Annotated in this window: 10 protein-coding genes; 7 read left to right on the top strand and 3 right to left on the bottom strand. The window is 68.2% G+C overall.

Annotation, left to right across the window (positions count from 1 at the left end; all coding sequences use genetic code 11):
* Nucleotides 1-125 precede the first annotated feature (125 nt).
* From CPBF1521_RS00215 to CPBF1521_RS00200, 3 genes are all read left to right on the top strand, one after another.
* Complete coding sequence (locus tag CPBF1521_RS00215; RefSeq protein WP_115675522.1) at nt 126-8,783, top strand: glycoside hydrolase family 94 protein; 8,658 nt, start codon at nt 126-128, stop codon at nt 8,781-8,783.
* The gene (locus CPBF1521_RS00210; protein ID WP_115675521.1) at nt 8,780-9,001 is read left to right on the top strand and encodes a hypothetical protein; all 222 of its coding nucleotides are present in this window, start codon (nt 8,780-8,782) and stop codon (nt 8,999-9,001) included. The genes CPBF1521_RS00215 and CPBF1521_RS00210 overlap by 4 nt, the downstream gene beginning before the upstream one ends.
* Before the next feature lie 769 nt (nt 9,002-9,770).
* A complete protein-coding gene (locus CPBF1521_RS00200; protein ID WP_104650095.1) occupies nt 9,771-10,718 on the top strand; it encodes a LysR family transcriptional regulator in 948 nt (315 codons plus the stop codon).
* 206 nt (nt 10,719-10,924) lie between these two features.
* Here the strand turns inward: CPBF1521_RS00200 and CPBF1521_RS00195 are convergent, their stop codons facing one another.
* On the bottom strand, nt 10,925-11,539 hold the full coding sequence (locus tag CPBF1521_RS00195; RefSeq protein ID WP_115675520.1) for an FMN-dependent NADH-azoreductase: 615 nt from the start codon (nt 11,537-11,539) through the stop codon (nt 10,925-10,927).
* 224 nt (nt 11,540-11,763) lie between these two features.
* Nucleotides 11,764-12,645: a pirin family protein gene (locus CPBF1521_RS00190; RefSeq protein ID WP_115675519.1), complete on the bottom strand. Its 882-nt coding sequence runs from the start codon at nt 12,643-12,645 to the stop codon at nt 11,764-11,766.
* Nucleotides 12,646-12,920: 275 nt separating this feature from the next.
* On the opposite strand from CPBF1521_RS00190, the gene CPBF1521_RS00185 reads away from it, so the two are divergent.
* Nucleotides 12,921-13,265, top strand: a complete 345-nt coding sequence (locus tag CPBF1521_RS00185; protein ID WP_016901594.1) for a hypothetical protein — start codon at nt 12,921-12,923, stop codon at nt 13,263-13,265.
* Nucleotides 13,266-14,159: 894 nt separating this feature from the next.
* Nucleotides 14,160-14,723 (top strand): class I SAM-dependent methyltransferase, encoded by a 564-nt coding sequence (locus tag CPBF1521_RS00180; protein WP_232099144.1) that lies wholly within the window; start codon nt 14,160-14,162, stop codon nt 14,721-14,723.
* A gap of 2 nt (nt 14,724-14,725) precedes the next feature.
* Here CPBF1521_RS00180 and CPBF1521_RS00175 read toward each other — a convergent pair whose 3' ends face one another.
* Nucleotides 14,726-16,027 carry a DNA topoisomerase IB gene (locus CPBF1521_RS00175; protein ID WP_235858406.1) on the bottom strand — a complete coding sequence of 434 codons (1,302 nt, stop codon included), beginning with the start codon at nt 16,025-16,027 and terminating at the stop codon, nt 14,726-14,728.
* Between the two features lie 59 nt (nt 16,028-16,086).
* Here CPBF1521_RS00175 and CPBF1521_RS00170 point away from each other — a divergent pair, with 59 nt between their 5' ends.
* Together CPBF1521_RS00170 and gltB are read left to right on the top strand one after the other, a co-directional pair.
* Entirely contained in the window at nt 16,087-16,467 is a 381-nt protein-coding gene (locus tag CPBF1521_RS00170; protein ID WP_104586236.1) for an I78 family peptidase inhibitor, read from the top strand.
* Nucleotides 16,468-16,669: 202 nt separating this feature from the next.
* Nucleotides 16,670-21,142 (top strand): glutamate synthase large subunit, encoded by a 4,473-nt coding sequence (gene gltB / locus CPBF1521_RS00165; protein WP_115675516.1) that lies wholly within the window; start codon nt 16,670-16,672, stop codon nt 21,140-21,142.
* Nucleotides 21,143-21,243 lie beyond the last annotated feature (101 nt).

Genomic DNA, 21,243 nt, shown 5'->3' with positions numbered 1-21,243 from the left:
GCTGCCTCTAGCGCGTGCCAGGAAGAAACCATCGCGATGAAGTGACCTGCCTTCACATGCGCCACCGGGCCAGCGCGCATGATCACAACCTCTAGCGGCGCACCTGCTGCACAGGTCATGTCTCGATGCCGCTACAGCGGAAGGCTTCTGCGTTCTCCCTCTGGTGGCAGTCGATCACGCAGCCAGCCGCAACATTGCAACAGTCTCCGGTCGATCCAGCGCCGCAAGGCGCGGCCCTGTTCGGCGACGAACAGATGCAAGCGCTGGGACAGGCGCTGGCGCAGGCCCATGTGCTGCATACCGGGCCCACGCGCGAGCTGCTGCTGGCGCAGCTCAAATCCAACCAGCGCTCGCTTGGCAGCACCGCTGCACGATTGAGCGAGATGGCGGCCGACGGCGTGCAGCTGCACCCGGCCGGCGAATGGTTGCTGGACAATTATTATCTGGTCGAAGAACAGATGCGCCTGGCGCGCCAGCATCTTCCGCCCGGTTACAGCCGGCAATTGCCGCGCCTGCGCACGCCCACCTCGGTGGGCCTGCCGCGCGTGTATGAGCTGGGCTTGCAGGTGGTGGCGCATGGCGACGGGCGCGTGGACGTCATCACGCTGAGCCGTTTCATCGCCGCCTACCAGCAGGTGGTGCCACTCAAGCTCGGCGAGTTGTGGGCGATTCCGATCATGTTGCGGCTGGCGCTGATCGACAACCTGCGCCGCATTGCCGACGACATCATGCACGATGGACGCGACAGCAGCCTGGCGGCGCATTGGGCGGCATTGCTCAACACCACTGCCGCCACCCAGCCCAAGGATGTGGTGGTGGTGGTGGCCGACCTGGCACGCTCGCAGCCGCCGGCCACCGGTGCATTCGTGGCCGAGCTGACGCGTGGCATCCAGGGCCGCGGGCCGGTGTTGTCGATGGCCAGCGCCTGGGTGGAGCAATGGCTGGCAAGCGAGGGCCACAGTGTGGAAGCGCTGGTGCACGCCGAAAGCCAGCGCCAGGCAGCCGAGCAGGTATCGATCAGCAACAGCATCGGTAGCCTGCGGTTCCTGGACGAGATGGATTGGCGCGACTTCGTCGAGGCCATGAGCGTGGTCGAGCAGAGCCTGCGCAAGGATCCGGCCGACGTCTACGCACGCATGGATTTCCATACCCGCGATAGCTACCGGCATGTGGTGGAACAGCTGGCGCAGCGCCTGGAGCGCGACGAGCCGGCCGTGGCCGAGGCGGTGCTGCAGCTGGCCGCGCACGCCGATGCCGCCACGCCGGTGGCCAGCCACGTGGGCTATTACCTGGTGGATGCGGGCTTGCCGCGGCTGCGCGCCGCGCTGCGCGACCCAGCCGCGTCAGGCACGCCGGCGCCACTGCGCCCACGTGCGCGTCGCGTTGCGCTGCCGGTCTACCTGTTGCCGATCGCAGCGGTCGCGTTGCTGTGGACCGGCGTGCTGCTGCAGGGCATGAGTGCAGCGCCGCCAATGCTGCGGTGGATCACCGCCGGCATCGCGCTGCTGGCCGCCAGCGAGCTGGGCATTGCGCTGGTCAACTGGGTGGCAACGCTGTGGGTGCGCCCGCGTCCGTTGCCACGCATGGACCTGCGCGCCGGCATTACGCCCGATTGCCGCACGCTGGTGGTGATGCCGAGCATGCTGGCCAACCACGAGGCCATCGACGAGCTGGTCGGCGCGCTGGAGGTGCACTACCTGGCCAACCGCGACGCGCAGCTGTACTTCGCGCTGCTCACCGATTTCCTCGATGCCGGGCAGGCAGTGCTGCCCACAGACATGGCGCTGGTGGCGCATGCGGCGCAGCACATCGACCGGCTCAACGCGGCCTATGCCGATGCGCACGGCGACCGTTTCTTCCTGCTGCACCGCGCACGCCAGTGGAACGCCGGCGAGGGCTGCTGGATGGGCGCAGAGCGCAAGCGCGGCAAGCTGGAGGCGCTCAACCGCCTGCTGTGCGCCGACGACGCGCGGCTGCAGGCAGCCAGCGAATTCCTGCAGGTGCAGGGCGATGTGGCCGCGCTGGTACAGGTGCGCTATGTGATCACGCTCGACAGCGACACCCACCTGCCGCGGGATGCGGCACGCGCGCTGGTCGGGGCGATGTCGCATCCGTTGAATGTGCCGCGCATGGATGCGTCCGGGCAGATCGTCGAGGCCGGTTACGGCATTCTGCAGCCCGGCCTGGGCACCGGCATGAGCGAGGGCGGCGAATCGCGGTTTGCGCGCATGTTCGGCATCGAGCCGGGCATCGACCCGTACACCCGCGTGGTGTCGGATGTGTATCAGGATCTGTTCGGCGAAGGCTCCTTCATCGGCAAGGGCATCTATGCGGTGGCCACCTTCGAGCAGGTGCTGGCCGGCCGCTTCCCCGACAACCGTGTACTCAGCCATGACCTGCTGGAAGGCTGCTACGTGCGCGCCGGCTTGCTCAGCGACGTGCGGTTGTACGAACGGCATCCGCAACGCTATGCCACCGATGCCAAGCGGCGCGCACGCTGGGTGCGTGGCGACTGGCAGTTGTTGCCATGGCTGTTGCCGTGGGTGCCCGACCGTGGCGGCCGACGCGCGCGCAATCCGCTGTCGTGGTTGTCGCGCGGCAAGTTGCTGGACAACCTGCGCCGCAGCCTGGTGGCACCGGCCGCCTTGGGCTTGTTGGTGATCGGCTGGCTGGTCTCGCCCACCCCGTTGCGCTGGACGCTGTGGCTGCTGGTGCTGTGGTTGCTGCCGGGGCTGTGTTCAGCGCTGTATGCGCTGGCGCATCCGCCCGAGGGCCTGGGACTGCGCCATCACGCGCGCCAGGTCGGGATGGGGCTGCGTCAGCACCTGCTGCGCACCGGCGTGGTGCTGGCCTGCCTGCCATTCGAAGCGGGGCTGCAGCTGTCGGCAATCGCCCGCACGCTGGTGCGGATGACGATCACCCGGCGCCACCTGTTGCAGTGGGCGCCCTCCAGCGAAGTGGAGCGCAGCGCGCGCAGCGGCAATGCCGAGCAACAGTTGATGGCCGGCGCGGCCTGCAGTGCGGCCTTGGTGGTCGCCGCGGTGGCCTGGTGGTCGCCGCTGGCCCTGTGGGCGGCATTGCCGCTGGGGCTGGCGTGGATGGGCGCGCCCTGGTTGATGGCCTGGCTGGGCGAGCAGCCCGCCGCGCCGGTGGCACAGCTGTCGCAGGAGCAGCGCGCCTTCCTGGGTGGATTGTCGCGGCAAACCTGGGCGTTCTTCGAGAGCCATTGCACGGCGCAGCATCATTGGCTGCCGCCGGACAACGTGCAGGAATATCCGGTCACGGTGGTGGCCAACCGCACCTCGCCGACCAATATCGGCCTGGGCCTGCTGGCCAATCTGGCCGCCTACGATCTGGGCTACCTGACGGTGGCCGGCGTGATGACCCGCGTGGCCGATACCCTGGCCACGCTGGAAACGCTGCCGCGCTACCGCGGCCATTTCTACAACTGGTACGACACCGAAACGCTGGTGCCGTTGTTGCCACGCTACGTCTCCACCGTGGACAGCGGCAACCTGGTCGGGCATCTGTTGACGCTGCGGCAAGGGCTGCTGGCGCTGGTGGATGCACCGGCGGTGTCGATGGCCGTATTCGATGGACTGGCCGACATCCTGGGCCTGCTGGCATCGCCAGCACGCACACGCAGCGACGCCGCCACCGAGGCGCTGGACGCGATGGCGCAGAGCGTGCAGCGCATCCGCAGCCAGCCCGCGCCGAACCTGCACCAGGCCGAGCAGGCGCTGGCCCTGCTGCTGGCGCAGAGCCACACGCTCCTGGCGCTGATGCCGGGCAGCGACGACGACGAGCCGTGGCCGCAACGCTTGATCGACAGCTGTGCGGGCGCCCTGGCCGAGGTGGTCCATTGTGCAGGCACGCCTGCCGATACCGATGCGCACGCAACGCAGACGCCTGGCGCCGCCGTCGCCACGCTGCGCCAACTCGCTGCCGGCCACCACGCCCCTGGCGTACAGACCTGGGCCGCCGCACGCGTGCAGGAGCTGCAACGGCTTGCGCATATCGCCGGGCAACTGGCGCAGATGGACTACGACTTCCTCTACACCCCCGCCCAGCAGTTGCTCTCGATCGGCTACAACGTCGACGACCACCGCCTGGACAGCGGGCATTACGATCTGCTCGCCTCCGAGGCACGCTTAGGGATCTTCGTGGCCATCGCCCAGGGCAAGCTGCCGCAGGACAGCTGGTTCGCACTCGGGCGCACGCTCACCGACACCGGCGCCGAACCGACGCTGCTGTCGTGGAGCGGCTCGATGTTCGAGTACCTGATGCCCGATCTGGTGATGCCCAGCTACCCGCAGACGCTGCTGAGCCGCTCGATGCGTGGCGCGGTGCAGGCCCAGATCCGCTACGGCGCCGCGCGCGCGGTGCCGTGGGGCGTGTCCGAATCGGGCTACAACACGGTCGATACGCGGCGCAATTACCAGTACCGCGCCTTTGGCGTGCCCGGCCTGGGGCTCAAGCGCGGCCTGGGCCAGGACCTGGTGATCGCCCCATATGCCAGCGCCATGGCACTGATGGTCGAACCGGATGCGGCCTGCCGCAACCTGCAGCAGTTGCAGGCGCTGGGATTTGGCGGGCGCTTCGGCTTGTACGAGGCGATCGACTACACCCCGTCGCGGGTGCCGCGTGGCGAACACCACGCGCTGGTGCGCTCGTTCATGTCGCATCACCAGGGCATGGCGCTGCTGGCGCTGGACCACGTGTTGCGCGATGCGCCGATGCAGCGGCGCTTTGTCGCCGACCCGCAGTTCCAGGCCACGCTATTGCTGCTGCAGGAGCGTGCACCGCGCGCCGGCGTCTACGTCAAAGGCCTGGCCGACGCGGCGCAACGCCCGGTGGCCGCCGAGGCGGGCATGGCCTTGCGCATCCATCGCGACCCCAGCCTGGCCCAGCCGGCGCTGCAGTTGCTGTCCAACGGGCGCTACCACGGCATGCTGACCTCGGCCGGCGGTGGCTACAGCCGCGCGCGCGACATGGCGGTGACGCGCTGGCGCGAGGACGGCACCCGCGATCACTGGGGCACGTTCTGCTACCTGCGCGATGTGGACAGCGGCGTGGTGTGGTCGGCCGCGCACCAGCCCACCTGCGTGCCGGTGGAGCGCTACGAGGCAATCTTTTCCGAGGCCAAGGCCGAGTTCAAGGGCAGCCACCAGCGCTACGACAGCCATCTGGAAATCGCCATTTCCGCCGAGGACGACGTGGAACTGCGCCGGCTGCGCATCCGCAACCGCTCGCGGCAGACGCGCGTGATCGAAATCACTACCTATGCCGAAGTGGTGCTGGCACCGGCGCAGGCCGACGAGGCACATCCGGCCTTCAGCAACCTGTTCGTGCAGACCGAGATCCTGGCCGACAAACAGGCGCTGCTGTGCACGCGACGCCCGCGCGGGCATGACGAAGCGCAGCCGTGGATGCTGCACCTGGTGGCCGTGCACGATGCCGATGTGGCGTCGATCTCCTACGAGACCGACCGCGCCGCGTTTGTCGGGCGCGGGCGCAGCACCCGCGATCCGCTGGCGCTGCACGGTCAGACCAGCCTGTCCGGCGCAGCCGGCTCGGTGCTGGACCCGATCGTGGCGATCCGCTGCCGTATTTCGCTGGCACCGGACCAACAGGCGCAGGTGGACATGGTCTACGGCGTCGGCACACAGCGCGCGGCCTGCACCGCGTTGATCGACAAGTACCGCGACCGCCGTCTGGCCGATCGCGTGTTCGACCTGGCACTGACCCAGAGCCAGGTCACCCGCCGGCAGATCAATGCCTCGCTGGACGATGCGATGCGCTACGAGCGGCTGGCCGCGCGCGTGCTGTTCGTGGACCCGCAACTGCGCGCCGACAACGAGGTGCTGCTGCACAACCACCGCGGCCAGTCGGCGTTGTGGAGTCACGCCATCTCCGGCGACCTGCCGATCGTGCTGTTGCGCATCACCGACCCGGACAATCTGGAGCTGGTGCGCCAGCTGGTGCAGGCGCACGCGTACTGGCGCCTGAAAGGCCTGCGCGCGGATCTGGTGATCTGGAACGAAAGCCAGTCCGGCTATCGGCAGTCGCTGCAGGACGCCATCCTGGGCCTGATCGCCGCCGACCCCGAGGCCAATGTGCTCGACCGCCCCGGCGGCATCTTCGTGCGCGCCATCGAACACATCTCGCAGGAAGACCGCGTGCTGCTGCAGACCGTGGCGCGCGCGATCCTCAGCGATGCCAACGGCAGCCTGGACGCGCAGCTGCAACGCCACCCCAACGCACGCGCGCTGCCGCCGGCGCTGGAACCCATCCAGCAACTGGACAGCGCCGATTATCCAAGCAGCACGCACGCCGCCTACCTGGACACCACCCTGCAGGCCGCAGCCGAAGAAGCGGTGGCGTTCGACAACGGCCTGGGCGCGTTCGCTGCCGACGGCCGCGAATACCGCATCACCCTGGACCCGGGCACGGCCACGCCGGCGCCCTGGTGCAACGTGATGGCCAATGCGCACTTCGGCACGGTGGTCAGCGACAGCAGCCCCGGTTACAGCTGGGCCGAAAACGCGCACGAATTCCGGCTCACGCCGTGGCACAACGACCCGGTCGGCGATGCCTCCAGCGAGGCGTTCTACCTGCGCGACGAAGACACCGGCCAGGTCTGGTCGCCGATGGCGCTGCCGTGTCGCGGCAACGCGCGCTACACGGTGCGCCACGGGTTCGGTTACAGCGTCTACAGCCATATCGAACACGGCATCGGCAGCGAGGTGTGGGTGTTCGTCGATGTGGAACGGCCGATCAAGTTCAGCCATCTGCGGCTGAAGAATCTGTCCGGGCGCCCGCGCCGGCTCAGCGTGACCGGCTATGTGGAATGGGTGCTGGGCGACATCCGCACACGCTCGCAGCTGCATGTGGTCAGCGAGGTGGACCTGGGCAGCAGCGTGCTGACCGCGCGCAACCCGTACAACACCGAGTTCGACGGGCGGGTGGCATTCTTCGATGCCGATGCGCCCAGCCGCAGCATCACCGCAGACCGCAGCGAATTCATCGGGCGCAACGGCAGCCTGGCCGCGCCCGCAGCACTCGGCCGGCAACGCCTGTCCGGGCGCGTGGGTGCCGGCCTGGACCCGTGCGCGGCGATCCAGATTCCGGTGACGCTGGCGGCCGAGCAGAGCTTTGAAACGGTGTTCCGCCTGGGCGCGGCGGTGGATCGCGACACCGCGCTGGCACTGGCACGCCAGAGCCGCGGCGTCGCTGCCGCACAGGCCGCCTTGCTGGCGGTGCGCGCGCACTGGCAGCAGGTGCTGGGCAGCGTGCAGGTGCGCACGCCCGACCCGGCGGTGGACCTGCTGGCCAACGGCTGGCTGCTCTACCAGACCATCGCCTGCCGGTTCCTGGCACGCAGCGGCTACTACCAGTCCGGTGGCGCCTACGGGTTCCGCGACCAGCTGCAGGACAGCATGGCGATGGTGCACGCGCAGCCGGCGCTGGCCCGCGCGCATCTGCTGCGCTGTGCTGCGCATCAGTTTGCGCAGGGCGATGTGCAGCATTGGTGGCATCCGCCGCAGGACCGCGGCGTGCGCACGCAGTGCTCGGACGATTTTCTGTGGTTGCCGCAGGCGCTGTGCCGTTATCTGGAGGTCACCGCAGATGCCAGCGTGCTGGACGAGCGGGTGAGCTTCATCGACGGGCGCGCCCTCAAGCCCGACGAGGAATCGTATTACGACCTGCCGCAGATCACCGGCAACGTGCAGTCGCTGTACGCGCACTGCGTGCTCGCTCTGCAACGCGGCATGGCACGGCTGGGCGAGCGCGGCCTGCCACTGATCGGCAGCGGCGACTGGAACGACGGCATGAACCGGGTCGGCAAGGACGGCAAGGGCGAAAGCGTGTGGCTGGGCTTTTTCCTCTACGACGCCTTACTGCGCTTTTCCGCCGTGGCCGCACAGCGCGACGATGCAGCCTTTGCGGCAACCTGCCGCACGCAGGCGCAGACCTTGCGCACCGCACTGGAACAGCACGCCTGGGACGGGCAGTGGTACCGGCGGGCCTGGTTCGACGACGGCACGCCGCTGGGTTCGAGCGATTCGGACGAATGCCGCATCGATTCGCTGTCGCAGAGCTGGGCGGTGCTGTCCGGGGCGATGGATCCTGCACGCAGTGCACAGGCGATGGAGGCGATGCACCAGCAGCTGGTGGATGCCGACGCCGGTATCGTCAAGCTGCTGGTGCCCCCGTTCGACCGCACCGGGCATGACCCGGGCTATATCCGTGGTTACGTCCCCGGCGTGCGCGAGAACGGTGGCCAGTACACGCATGCGGCGGTGTGGGCGACGATGGCCTTTGCCCACCGCGGCGACAGCGCGCGCGCCTGGCAACTGGCCGGCCTGATCAACCCGATCCACCACGCCCGCGACGCGGCCGGCATGCAACGCTACAAGGCCGAGCCCTATGTGCTGGCCGCCGATGTCTACGCGGTGGCACCGCACGCCGGCCGCGGCGGCTGGAGCTGGTATACCGGCGCGGCCGGCTGGATGTACCGGCTGCTGACCGAATCGCTGCTCGGCCTGCAGCGCCACGGCGAGCGCATGCACATCGTGCCGTGCATCCCGGCCGGCTGGCCGGGCTACCAGCTGCGCTATCGCTTCGGCAGCAGCACCTATGTCATCGACGTCACCCAACGCCCGGGCATTGAGGCGCGGCTGGAGATCGACGGCGTGACCCAGGCCGAGCTGGCTTTCACCCTGGTTGACGACGGCGCGGTTCACGCTGTGGCACTGGATTGGCCGGCGGACGCGACATGAGCACACGCAGACATACCCATACCAGCCATCAACTCGCCGACCTGGGCAAGATGCTGTCGGTCTGGCCGCAGCGGGTGCGCGACCCCAGCCAGTTCTGGCCGCAATTCGATGCCTTGGCCAAAGGCATTCTCGACGAGGCGGACCAGGCGGACCTGCAGCGGGTGCAGCGCCGCCTGCGGCAGCTGCTGCACCGTCACGGACTGACGCGCACGCAATAAGCGCGCCGGCAATCTCCACGGCGGCGGCTCGGTGGCGGCATCCATGCCGCCACACGGTCCCGCAACCGGCAAGGACACCGCACCAGACAATTCGTCGGCACTCATCTGAAAGCGTCTGTCGCGGTGTGCATCAGACCCGGAGCCGATGCTTCATGGTCGAACGAGACGCACCCAGCACTGCTCTTCCATGCACACCGACCATCTCGACTGGTCCTTGCCCGCTCACCGTCGCGGGACCCTGAGCGGCATGGATGCCGCGCCGGAGCCTACAAGGACGTACTTGCGGCGTGTCCTGCGATGGTGGGCGGGCAAGGGCCCTGCAGCCAAGCGCCAGATCGACTGCTCTACCGCTGATCCATCCGTCCCTTCCAAGCCCTCGATACACAACATACAAAGCAGCCGAGACCTGCATCGGTGTGATTATTTAGTCGCGACCGGATGCTCGAATCAAAAGCTTGGTGCGTCGAGGGCGCGGTGCGCATCAGACGTGGAGCCGATGCTTCACGATTGAACAAGGCGCACCCAGCACTGCTCTTACTTTGCGTATCGACCATCTCGACGGGTCCTTGCCCGCTCACCGTCGCGGGACCTTACGCGGCCTGGATGCCGCGTAAGAGCCTACAAGGACGTACTTACGGCGTGTCCTGCGATGGTGGGCGGGCAAGGGCCCTGCAGCCACAGCTGCCGCATACAGCACTCGATGCCGTCATGATCGACTGCGCGCAGCCAGCACGCTTAGACTCCGCGTTTACACCTGCCAAGGCCGCTGGTGATCGATCTCAATGACATTGCGCTGTACGTGCAGGTGGTGCGCAGCGGCAGTTTTGCCGAGGCCGCGCGCCGCCTGGGCACCGCGCCCAACAGCGTCAGCCGGCGCGTGCAGCAGCTGGAAGCGCAGCTGGACACGCGCCTGATGCAACGCTCCACCCGCAAGCTCACCCTGACCGATGCCGGGCAGGCCTTCTACGAACGTTGCGCCGACGCGGTGGACGGGCTGACCTCTGCCGGGCAGAGCCTGGTGGCAGGTGGCGAGGAAGCGGCCGGCCTGGTGCGGGTGGCGGCGCCGGCGGATTTCCTGGATTTCTTTCGCGTTGAATGGGTGGGCGAATTTCTCGCCGCGCATCCGCGCGTGCGCCTGGAGTTCGTGCTCAGCGACGCCAAGGCCGACCTGATCGCCGAGCGCATCGATGTGGCCTTCCGGGGCGGTGTGGTGACGGACCTGGGCTATGTCGGCCGCCAGATCCTGGCCGACACCAACGATGTGCTGGTGGCCAGCCCCGGCTACCTGCAGGCACGCGGCAGGCCGCTGCGGCTGGATGAATTGCCGCGGCACGACTGCCTCAGTTTCCCGCATCCGAGCGGGTACGCCACCTGGACCCTGGTCGGCCCGTCCGGGCTTGCCGAAGACGTCCAGGTGCAGGCGCGCATGGCTGCCACCACCGCCCGCGCGTTGCGGCTTGCGGCGGTGGCCGGGCTCGGCATCGCGTTGTTGCCGCAGGCGCTCACCTGGCCCGATATCCACGAAGGTCGCCTGACCGTGGTGTTGCCGGATTTTCAACGCAAGGGCCAGAGCCTGTACGCGCTGTATCCAAGCCGGCACCATCTGCCGCGCGCGGTGTCGGCGTTTATCCAGGCCGTGACGACGCGATTGAATGCGGCTGAATGCAAAGAGGTGACTGGCTTGGCGAACAGCGTCGCCATGCCGGGCGTGCGGTGAGCGTGGCGATGCGGAGTGCAGCGGTTTCAACGCCTTGATTCGATCCAGTCTTCGCACCGAGCATGCGCGCGAAATGTGGTCCATCCAGCGGCACGCTCTCCGCTCGATGCAGTGTCGGCACGTGTGAAAGATCGGCACCGTGCAAACGGATGACATGATCGCCAGCGCGGGCGATGCCCCCCGGCACGCATCGCCCGCCACATCACTCAGGCAGCAAGCCCAGCGATCTGCTGCTGGGCGCTGGCAATCCCCGCCTGGCGGGCGTCTGCGCCAGTGGCCAGGCCTTCGGCCACGATGACCTCGGGGGCGTGCACGCCGACAAAGCCCAACGCGGTGCGCATGTAGCTCTCTGCATGCTCCAGCGATGCCATCGGCGAGCCGGCGCCATAGAAGCCGCCACGCGCCACCAGCAGGATCACGCGCTTGTTGCCGGCCAGCCCTTCGGGCACGCCCTGCGCGTTGTAGCGGAAGGTCTTGCCGGCCACCAGCACCCGATCGATCCAGGCCTTGAGCTGGGTCGGAATGGTGAAGTTGTACAGCGCCACGCCGATCACCACGGTGTCGGCATCCAGGAACTCCTGCAGCACCGCCGCACTGGTGGCAAGTTCAGCGGCCAGTGCCGGGCTCTGGTCGCCGGTGGGATTCTGCTGGGCCGCCAGATGCGCGCCGGACAGATGCGCCAGCGGCTCGGCGGCCAGATCGCGGTAGGTCACCGCGATATCGCTGTTGCCGGACTGCAACTTTGCGACGGTGGCCGCCGAGAGCTGACGGCTGGCCGAGTAAGCGCCGAGGATGCTGGAATCGAGATGGAGCAGTTTCATGTCGGTACCTTTGGAAACGTGTGGGAGGTGAGGGGTCCGGCGACGCGTGGCGCAGGCGCACACGCATCGACGTGGTGGAGGTGGTGATTGAGATGAGCTGCCGAAGGCGCGCCGGTTGGGAGGTCTACCGCCCTGGGAAGCGTCGGCAGTGCGTTGGTGTGGCTGGCAACCGGCGCGCTGTGCGCCGGCCACACGGCATGCATGGCCGGCCGCTGGCGTCGGGCTCAGGCCAGGCGGCCGCGCGCGCGCAACTGCTCGCCGATGCGGCGGATTTCCGCCTCCCCCTGCGCCAGCGTGGCCTCGCTGGTGTGCACCGAGTAGTGGCCCATCACCAGCGCGTGCGGATGCTTGACCGCCGAGCCCAGCACGAAGGAGGTCGCCCCCACCGCCGCCACCTCGATGGCCTGCTCGGCATCCTTGAACACCGCCATCTGGCCGCTGCCGATGGTCTCGGCCGCCTCCAGCTGGCCGCCGTGCACCGCGATCCAGGCCACCGTGTGACCGGCCGGCGGCACATAGCGCCAGGTCTCGCCGCCGCGCAGCTGCACGCCCAGGTAGGTCATGTCGGCCGGCGCCGGGATCCTGCTTTCCAGCGCGCCGTAGCGACCCAGCAGCACCCGCACCGGGCCGGCCACCGGCACATCGTCGGGCGACAGATACAGGCTTTGCGCCGGGGCATTTTCTTCGCTGGCGGGCAAGGCGACCCACAGCTGGAAGCCCTTGACCGTGGCCTGGCCGGCCAGCCCGCCGTCGTGCCAGACGCCGTTGCCGGCACGCATCCACTCCACCCCGCCGGTCGGCAGGACGCCCTGTTCGCCGGTGGAATCTTCGTAGCCCAGCTGGCCACTCATCAGGTAGGTGAGCGTGGCAATGCCCGAATGCGGGTGCATCCCCATCGGCGCACCGCCGATCGACGGCTCGACGGTGAACAGGTCCAGGAACACGAACGGCTTGACCAGCTGGCCCAGGTCGCCCGGGCTCATCAGCCGGGTGATCGGGCCGCGGCTGCTGCCGCGGGTGCGGAACACCACCGGGCGCGGCGCGCCCAGCACGCTGGGCGTGTGCTGCGGCTGAGCGGGGTCGGCGGTCGCCAGTTGTGCGTGCATGCCAGATCTCCTTGCGGCGGTGGTGGGGCGCGCAGCCCCGTGAGGCACACAGTAAAGACCCGTCGATTGATGGACTAGACGGAAGATGTGGAGTGGAGTCGTCCATAAATCGCAGTAATCGCAGGCGGGCACTGCGGGTCACGCAAGAACGGCCCGGCGCGGCGCCCCGGGCAGCGGCAGGCATGGTGCGTCCGGCACCGCGCCTGCGGCAGTCTTCATGCCACGCCAACAACGGGTTCTTCACGCTTGCCACATTCTTCCGCTGGAGACCCCCGATGATCCGCACCCTTGCCCCGCTCGCTGCCGTGTTGTTGCTCTCGGCCTGTGCCTCCAACCAGGTTGCGCAGGTGCAGCCCATCGACGGGGCCATCTCCGGCCAGTGCCATATCGACAAGGTGCGCGGCGCGGTCGGCCTGGCCGCTGCAGCGCAGACCATCGAACGGGCGCGCGTGGACAGCGACAGCCTGCAGGTCAGCGTGCGCCGCGGCGAACGCGCCACCGGCGGTACCACTGCCAGCGGCCTGGCCGACCCGGCCCAGGGCGCCAGCGAGAGCGGCGGCGATCACCTCACCGTCGAGACCGGCCCGAACAACAACATCACCGCGATCTACTGCGGCTGAGACTGGCCCCCGGCAGCGTGGCCGCCCCACCTCGGGCGGCCACGCGTAGCGCGCAGGCACCACGTTGCCTGCAACTGCCGGACCACGCCCAGACCCCACGCTGGCGAACCGGCCAACCACACCGCTAAGCGCTATCCCATGGGCTGACGGAACTGGCGTTGGTCCCAGCCGCCGGTGCGGCAGGCGGCAGCATGCAGCCAATCGTCACCACCGTGCTGATCACGCTTCAGTGGATCAGCGACATGTTCGATGCGGCGGCCGGATGCAGGCATCTGCCTTGGTCGGCGCCATGGCCGCTCCCCAGGGATCGGCGCGCAGCGCGATCGCGCTGCCGGCCGTGGCGGCTGATCTCGCCCGGCCTGCTGTTCATTGCCAACACCGCACGCCGGATGACGACGCCAGACCATCGTGCGATGGCACGCGTCAATTGGACAGTGCGTGCAAATCGCCTGGATGCGCGCGGGCCTGCACACCCGAGCATGACCTGCCAGTTGTCCGGCGTGCACACGCAACGATGCGCCATCGTTGCTGTCGGTGCGCAGCGTCTGCACGATTGACGCGCTGTGCCCACCGCGCAGTTTGGCTGTCGCCCACCTGTGCAATGCAGGCGTTTGTGCAAGCGCGGCGCACTGCACCAGGCCATCGCCTGCAGCGACGATCGCTCAGACACCTGCTCTTTGATGACGTCATCAGTGCAGTGCCCACGTGGCCTTGCCATGGCGCCAATGCTGATAAGAACCTGAACTCTCGTGGCCGATTCGCAGTCAGGACAGACGGCGGACAGCGTCTTGCTTTAGCCTTGTTTTTCGCACGATCGCGCATTTGCATCGATGTGCGCAGCTACGGTTTGAACGAACTCTTTCAATGTTGTGAGGATAGATGGCTCGTTCGTATATGACGTCGTTTTTTCGCGAATGGCTCACCGCACCCTGCTCCGTTGCCGCGATACTCCCCTCCGGACGCGCACTCGCCTCCGTCATCACATCCGAGTTGTCGGAACAGACCGGCCGCGTTCTCGAACTCGGGCCGGGCACCGGCGTGTTCACTCAGGCAATGATCGACAAGGGCGTGCGGGAAAAGAACCTCATCCTGCTCGAATACAACGCCACCTTCTCCGCGTTGCTCAGGCAGCGCTTTCCACACGCACGCTTGCTGCAGATGGATGTTGCCGATCTCGAATCGGTACCCCGCATCGATGGAGCCTGCGTCGATGCCGTGGTCTGCGGCCTTGGCTTGTTGAACATGCCGGCGCATCAGGTGGCCGCGATCCTGCGTGGCGCCTTCCTGCAGTTGAAGCCCGGCGGCCGGCTGTACCTGTTTACCTACGGATTCAAGTGCTCGGTTCCGGCACAGATACTCGACGCGCTGGATCTGGAGGCCGTCAGGATCGGGCGCACCTACCGTAACGTGCCGCCCGCGACGACCTACCGCATCCAGCATCGCGCCTGTCGGCGATAGCCTCAGGCCGATGCTGCACGGCGCGGGCGCGCCCCGGCCGCCTTGCGCGGTTTGCTGCTGGTCTTGCCTGGCTTGCTGCGCGAGTCGGTCAGAAAGCGCAGCGTGGCCGCTTCCCACTGGCGCTCGCCGCGCACGCCGGTGGCCATGGCCTGCAGGTGGCCGGCACGCCAGCCTTCGAACACGCATGGGTCGATGTAGGCCTTGCGGCATACCGAGGGCGTGTTGCCCAGCGCGTTGGCCACTTCGCGGATGACATCGTTCTGCACCTGGGTCAGCGCGCGTTCGCTCATGCGCTCGGGCAGTGGCAGGCGTGCCAGCCGTTGCAGCGCGGCCAGCGTGCCGCCCCAGGTGCGGAAATCCTTGGCGGTGAAATCCTCGCCCATCGCTTCGCGCAGGTAGTCGTTGACCTCGCCCGAATCCACCGGCTGCAGCTGGCCGTCGTCATCGCGGTACTGGAACAGCGATTGCCCGGGCAATTGCTGGCATTCGCGGATCAGTTTGACCAGTTGCTTGTCGTCCACCTCGATATCGTGATCCTGGCCGCTCTTGCCGCGGAACTTCAGCCGCGCACGTCCGCCGCGCAGGAATTCCATATGCCGGTTGCGCAACGTGGTCAGCCCGTAGGAACGATTGCTGCGCGCATATTCGGCGTTGCCCACGCGCACCAGGGTGTCGGCCAGCAACGCCACCACGATCGCCAGCACCTTCTCGCGCGGAAAGCCCGGCAGGACCAGATCGCGGCGCAGCCGGCGGCGTAGCTTGGGCAACGCCTGGCCGAAGGCGATCACCCGTTCGAACTTGCCTTCGCCACGCACCTGCGCCCAATCGGCGTGGTAGCGGTACTGCTTGCGCCGGCGCGCATCGCGCCCGGTGGCCTGCAGATGGCCGTTGGGCTTGGCGCAGATCCACACCTCGGTATATGCCGGCGGAATGGCCAGGGCGCGGATGCGCTGCAAGGTCTCCGCATCGGCCACGCGTTGCCCGTCTGCACTGCGGTAACTGAAGCTCTTGCCGGCCTTGCGGCGGCTGATGCCAGGCTGCTGATCGTTGACGTAGGTGAGCCCAGCCGCGCGCGCGGTGGCCTTGGCCTGCGCGACCGCGGCCACGCTCGCCACCGCGGCCGTGGCGGCCACCGCGCCGGCGGCAACGGAGGCCAGCTTGCCGGCCGCACTGGCGGTGGCTGCGGCATTGCGAAGAACACGTTTGGCTTTCATTGCGCACGGATCGAAGGACAGGCGCCGATTGTTGGGCCGGGCGGGACTAGGCCGCGTCAACGCTGCGACAACGCCATGTGGGCAAGCGATGCCCGCGGGCGGGTTTTCTGCTTATGCTTGGGCTTTCCCTCACTGTGCTGGAGTTATCGATGCGCGCTGTCCTGCCTACCGCCCGCCTGGCTTGTACCTTGGTCGTGCTGGCGGCATTGAGTGCCTGCGGCTCGCCGCAACCGGACGAGCAGGAAGCCGTCTCCGCCAAGGCGCAGCAAGCCGCCGAACAAGCCGCCGCGCCGGCGCCGGCCGCCGCGCCCGAGGCGCCGCCGATCGGCAGCTGCGATGCCACCCAGGTGCAGTCGCTGGTGGGCCAGGCGCTGACCGACGCGGTGAGCGAACAGGCCCGCACCGATGCCGGCGCCAAATCGGTGCGCGTGCTCAAACCGGGCCAGATGACCACGATGGAGTTCAACGGCGAGCGGCTCAACCTGGAAGTGGATGCCAAGAACGTGATTGCCTCGGTGCGTTGCGGCTGAGCGCCACCTGGCGCCTGTTGGCGAACAGGCGCCGAGCCAGCTGGCACAAGGCCTCGCGGCCGCCCTCGTTGCAGCTGTAACGGTGTATTGCGGCACCGCATCAACTGTGGTCTAGTCGATTATCCGGTGACCTCTTCGAAACGCTCCACGGATCGAGCGCTGCAACGTCGTCGCCGCTCTCCCAGATCGCAAAGAGGCAGACATGGCCCCCCGCACTCGCCAAGGGCTCAACGACTACGGTCTCTACAACAGCGCGCGCGATGAGCGCGACGCCTGTGGTTTTGGCATGGTCGCCCAGTTGGACGACCAACCATCCCGCTCGCTGGTGGACACCGCGATTGCGGCACTCTCGCGCATGACCCACCGCGGCGGCGTGGCGGCCGACGGGCTCACCGGCGATGGCTGCGGTCTGCTGATCCGCAAACCCGATGCGTTCCTGCGCGGGCTGGCGCGCGACGCCGGCATCACCGTGGGCACGCGCTACGCGGCCGGCGTGGTGTTCCTGCCGCTGGACGAGGGCGATGCGGCGCGCTGCCGTGCCGAACTGGAAACCCAGCTGCACGCCGCCGGCGTGCAGTTCCGCGGCTGGCGCGTGGTACCCACCGACGACAGCGTGTGCGGCCAGCTGGCGCGCGACACCTTGCCACGCATCGAGCAGGTCTTTGTCGATGCCGGTGCCGAGCAGAGCGAGGACGGCTTCACCCTGGCGCTGTTTCTGGCGCGCCGCCGCGCCGAGCAGGTGCTGCGCGAGGTGGCGGACTTCTATGTCACCACCCTGTCGCCCAACGGCATCAGCTACAAGGGCATGGTGCTGCCGGACAAGCTGAGCACGTTCTACCCGGACCTGCAGCGCAGCGACCTGTCCTCCAGCGCAATCGTGTTCCACCAGCGCTTTTCCACCAATACGCTGCCGCGCTGGCCGCTGGCGCATCCGTTCCGGCTGCTCGCCCACAACGGCGAGATCAACACCATCGAAGGCAATCGCCGCTGGGCGCAGGCGCGCAGCAAGGTGTGGCAGACCCCGCGCTTCGATATCGCGCAGTTCGACCCGGTGATCTCCATGCACGGCTCCGATTCGCAGAGCCTGGACAACATGCTGGAGCTGCTGATCGCCGGTGGCATGGACCTGCTGCAGGCGCTGCGCATCCTGGTGCCGCCGGCGACCCAGTCGCTGGAGTTCAAGGACGCCGACCTGGCCGCGTTCTATGAGTTCTACGGCCTCAACACCGAGCCGTGGGATGGCCCGGCCGGCATCGTCGCCTGCGACGGCCGCTATGCCGCCTGCATGCTCGACCGCAACGGGCTGCGCCCGGCGCGCTGGATGCTGACCTCCGACCGCCATTTCCTGGTGGCCTCCGAGGCCGGCGTGTGGGAACTGCCGGCCGAGCGCATCACCCGCAAGGGCAAGCTGGGCCCGGGCGAGATGATGGCGATCGACCTCAAGCGCGGCGATCTGCTCGATTCGGACGCCATCGACCGCATCAACCGTGCGCGTGCGCCGTACAAGCAATGGCTGCAGCAGGGCGTGACCTATCTGCAGACCGAACTGATCGACCCCTCGCTGGTGGAAGAACCCTTCAGCGAGCAGACCCTGCGCAGCTACCACAAGCTATTCCAGCTCAGTACCGAGGAAGTGGAGCAGATCCTGCGCCCGCTGGCCGAGACCGAGCAGGAAGCCACCGGCTCGATGGGCGACGACACCCCGATGGCGGTGCTCAGCCGCCAGACCCGGCCGCTGTACGACTACTTCCGCCAGGCCTTCGCGCAGGTCACCAACCCGCCGATCGACCCGCTGCGCGAAGGCATCGCGATGTCGCTCACCACCCAGCTCGGCAAGGAAACCAACATCTTCCATGCCGGCGCGGAGACGGTGAACCACGTCATCCTCAACTCGCCGGTACTCAGCCAGCGCAAGCTGCGCCAGCTGCTGAAGATGGAGCAGTACGTCGAGCGCAACCGCCTGATCGACCTGTCCTACAGCGTGGAGGAAGGCCTCAAGGCCGGCCTGGAACGCATCTGCCAGGAAGTGGAAGCGGCCGCGCGCGACGGCGCCGTCATGCTGTTGCTGTCGGACCGCTACCCGGTGCCGGACCGGCCGATGGCGCATGCGCTGCTGGCCACCGGCGCGGTGCATCACCACCTGTGCAAGGTGGGCCTGCGTTGCGACGTCAACCTGATCATCGAGACCGGCACCGCGCGCGATGCGCACCACATGGCCTGCCTGCTCGGCTTCGGCGCCACCGCGGTGTACCCGTACCTGGCCTACCAGACGCTGTTCGACCTGGGCCGGCGCGGCATCCTGCAGCTGAGCAAGGGCGGCGAGCAGTCGCAGATCGGCCGCCGCTACCGCAAGGGCATCTACAAGGGCCTGTCCAAGATCATCTCCAAGATGGGCATCTGCACCATCGCCAGCTACCGCGGCGCGCAGTTGTTCGAGATCGTCGGGCTGGACCCGGACGTGGTGGAGCTGTGCTTTGCCGAAACGCCCGCCCGCATCGGTGGCGTGGGCCTGGCGCGGCTGGACACCGAGGCGCGCGAGCTCACCGCACGCGCCTGGAACGACCAGCTCAAGCCGGAAGTGGGCGGCCTGCTCAAGTACGTGCACGGCGGCGAGTACCACATGTACAACCCGGACGTGGTCATGACGCTGCAGCGCGCCACCCGCACCGGCGATGCCGGCGACTGGCAGAAGTACGTCGACGCGGTGCATGCGCGCCCGGCCTCCACGCTGCGTGATCTGGTGCAGCTCAAGCGTGCCGCGACCCCGACCCCGCTGGACGAGGTCGCCCCCGCGGCCGATGTGCTGCGCCGCTTCGACACCGCCGCGATCAGCCTGGGCGCGCTGTCGCCCGAGGCGCACGAAGCACTGGCCATTGCGATGAACCGCCTGGGCGGGCGCAGCAATTCCGGCGAAGGCGGCGAAGACCCGGCCCGCTACGGCACCGAGAAGCGCTCCAAGATCAAGCAGGTGGCCTCGGGCCGTTTCGGCGTGACCCCGGAATACCTGGTCAACGCCGAAGTGCTGCAGATCAAGGTCGCCCAGGGTGCCAAGCCCGGCGAAGGCGGCCAGCTGCCCGGCCACAAGGTCAACGAACTGATCGCGCGGCTGCGCTACGCCAAGCCCGGCATCGGACTGATCAGCCCGCCGCCGCACCACGACATCTACTCGATCGAGGACCTGGCCCAGCTGATCTACGACCTCAAGCAGGTCAACCCGACCGCGCTGGTGTCGGTGAAGCTGGTGGCGCATGCCGGCGTCGGCACGATTGCCGCCGGTGTGGTCAAGGCCGGCGCCGACCTGATCACCGTGTCCGGCCATGACGGCGGCACCGGCGCCAGCCCGGTCAGCTCGATCCGCTATGCCGGCGTGCCGTGGGAACTGGGCGTGGCCGAGTCGCACCAGGCGCTGGTGGCCAACGACCTGCGCGAGCGCACCATCCTGCAGACCGACGGCGGCCTGAAGACCGGCCTGGACGTGGTCAAGGCCGCGCTGCTGGGCGCCGACAGCTTCGGCTTCGGCACCGCGCCGATGATCGTGCTGGGCTGCAAGTACCTGCGCATCTGCCACCTCAACAACTGCGCCACCGGCGTGGCCACCCAGGACGAGCGCCTGCGCGCGAACTACTTCACCGGCCTGCCCGAGCGCGTGGAGCATTTCTTCCGCCTGCTGGCCGAGGAAGTGCGCCAGTGGCTGTCCTACCTGGGCGTGCGGTCGCTGGACGACATCGTCGGCCGCACCGACCTGCTCGAACAGCTGGAGGTCTCGCCGCGTGCCGGGGTCAAGGTCGATCTGTCGCGCCTGCTCACCCATGCGCGCTACGACGGCAGCCATTGCGCCGCCCAGCGCCTGTACGAATCGCCCGACAGCCTGGCCACGCAGATGGACGGCCTGCTGGCCGATGCGATCGCCAACAAGACCGGCGGCGACCACCGCTTCCTGATCCACAACACCGACCGCTCGATCGGCGCGCGCCTGTCCGGCGCCATTGCGCGCGTGCACGGCAACCACGGCATGAGCGATGCGCCGTTGAACCTGCGCTTCCGCGGCACCGCCGGGCAGAGCTTTGGCGCATTCAACGCCGGTGGCCTGCAGCTGGAGCTGGAAGGCGAAGCCAACGACTATGTCGGCAAGGGCATGGCCGGCGGCCGGCTGGTGGTGCGTCCGCCGCGCGGTGCGCGCTTCGAGGCGCGCAGCACGCCGATCGTGGGCAACACCTGCCTGTACGGCGCCACCGGCGGCGAGCTGTTCGCGGCCGGCCGCGCCGGCGAGCGCTTTGCGGTGCGCAACTCCGGTGCGCTGGCGGTGGTGGAAGGCGCAGGCGACCACTGCTGCGAATACATGACCGACGGCGTGGTGCTGGTGCTGGGCAAGGTGGGCCTGAACTTCGGCGCCGGCTTCACCGGCGGGCTGGCGTATGTGCTGGATATCGAACGCGACTTCGTGGACCGCTACAACCACGAGCTGATCGACATCCACCGCGTCTCCGCCGAGGGCTTCGAGAACCATCGCCAGCACCTGCACACCCTGATCAGCCGCCACCGCGAGCTGACCGGCAGCATCTGGGCGCAGCAGATCCTGGACGAGTTCCGCGACTACATCGGCAAGTTCTGGCTGGTCAAACCCAAGGCCGCCAGCATCGAGTCGCTGACTGAGTCGCTGCGGCGCGCCGCCTAGTCGTGCTCCCCTCTCCCGCTCGCGGGAGAGGGGTCGGGGGTGAGGGCCGGTGGCCCGCAACCCTCATCCGCCCCTTCGGGGCACCTTCTCCCGCACGCGGG

Origin of the sequence: Xanthomonas euroxanthea, from assembly GCF_900476395.1 — a bacterium.
Lineage (GTDB): Bacteria > Pseudomonadota > Gammaproteobacteria > Xanthomonadales > Xanthomonadaceae > Xanthomonas > Xanthomonas euroxanthea.
Note: the sequence above shows the minus strand (reverse complement) of the source record. Positions and strands in the feature narration are given on the sequence as shown.

Coding starts and splice junctions, on each gene's coding strand:
- CPBF1521_RS00215 (WP_115675522.1), top strand. CDS start 126: ATGCCGCTACAGCGGAAGGCTTCTGCGTTCTCCCTCTGGTGGCAGTCG.
- CPBF1521_RS00210 (WP_115675521.1), top strand. CDS start 8,780: ATGAGCACACGCAGACATACCCATACCAGCCATCAACTCGCCGACCTG.
- CPBF1521_RS00195 (WP_115675520.1), bottom strand. CDS start 11,539: ATGAAACTGCTCCATCTCGATTCCAGCATCCTCGGCGCTTACTCGGCC.
- CPBF1521_RS00190 (WP_115675519.1), bottom strand. CDS start 12,645: ATGCACGCACAACTGGCGACCGCCGACCCCGCTCAGCCGCAGCACACG.
- CPBF1521_RS00185 (WP_016901594.1), top strand. CDS start 12,921: ATGATCCGCACCCTTGCCCCGCTCGCTGCCGTGTTGTTGCTCTCGGCC.
- CPBF1521_RS00180 (WP_232099144.1), top strand. CDS start 14,160: ATGACGTCGTTTTTTCGCGAATGGCTCACCGCACCCTGCTCCGTTGCC.
- CPBF1521_RS00170 (WP_104586236.1), top strand. CDS start 16,087: ATGCGCGCTGTCCTGCCTACCGCCCGCCTGGCTTGTACCTTGGTCGTG.
- gltB (WP_115675516.1), top strand. CDS start 16,670: ATGGCCCCCCGCACTCGCCAAGGGCTCAACGACTACGGTCTCTACAAC.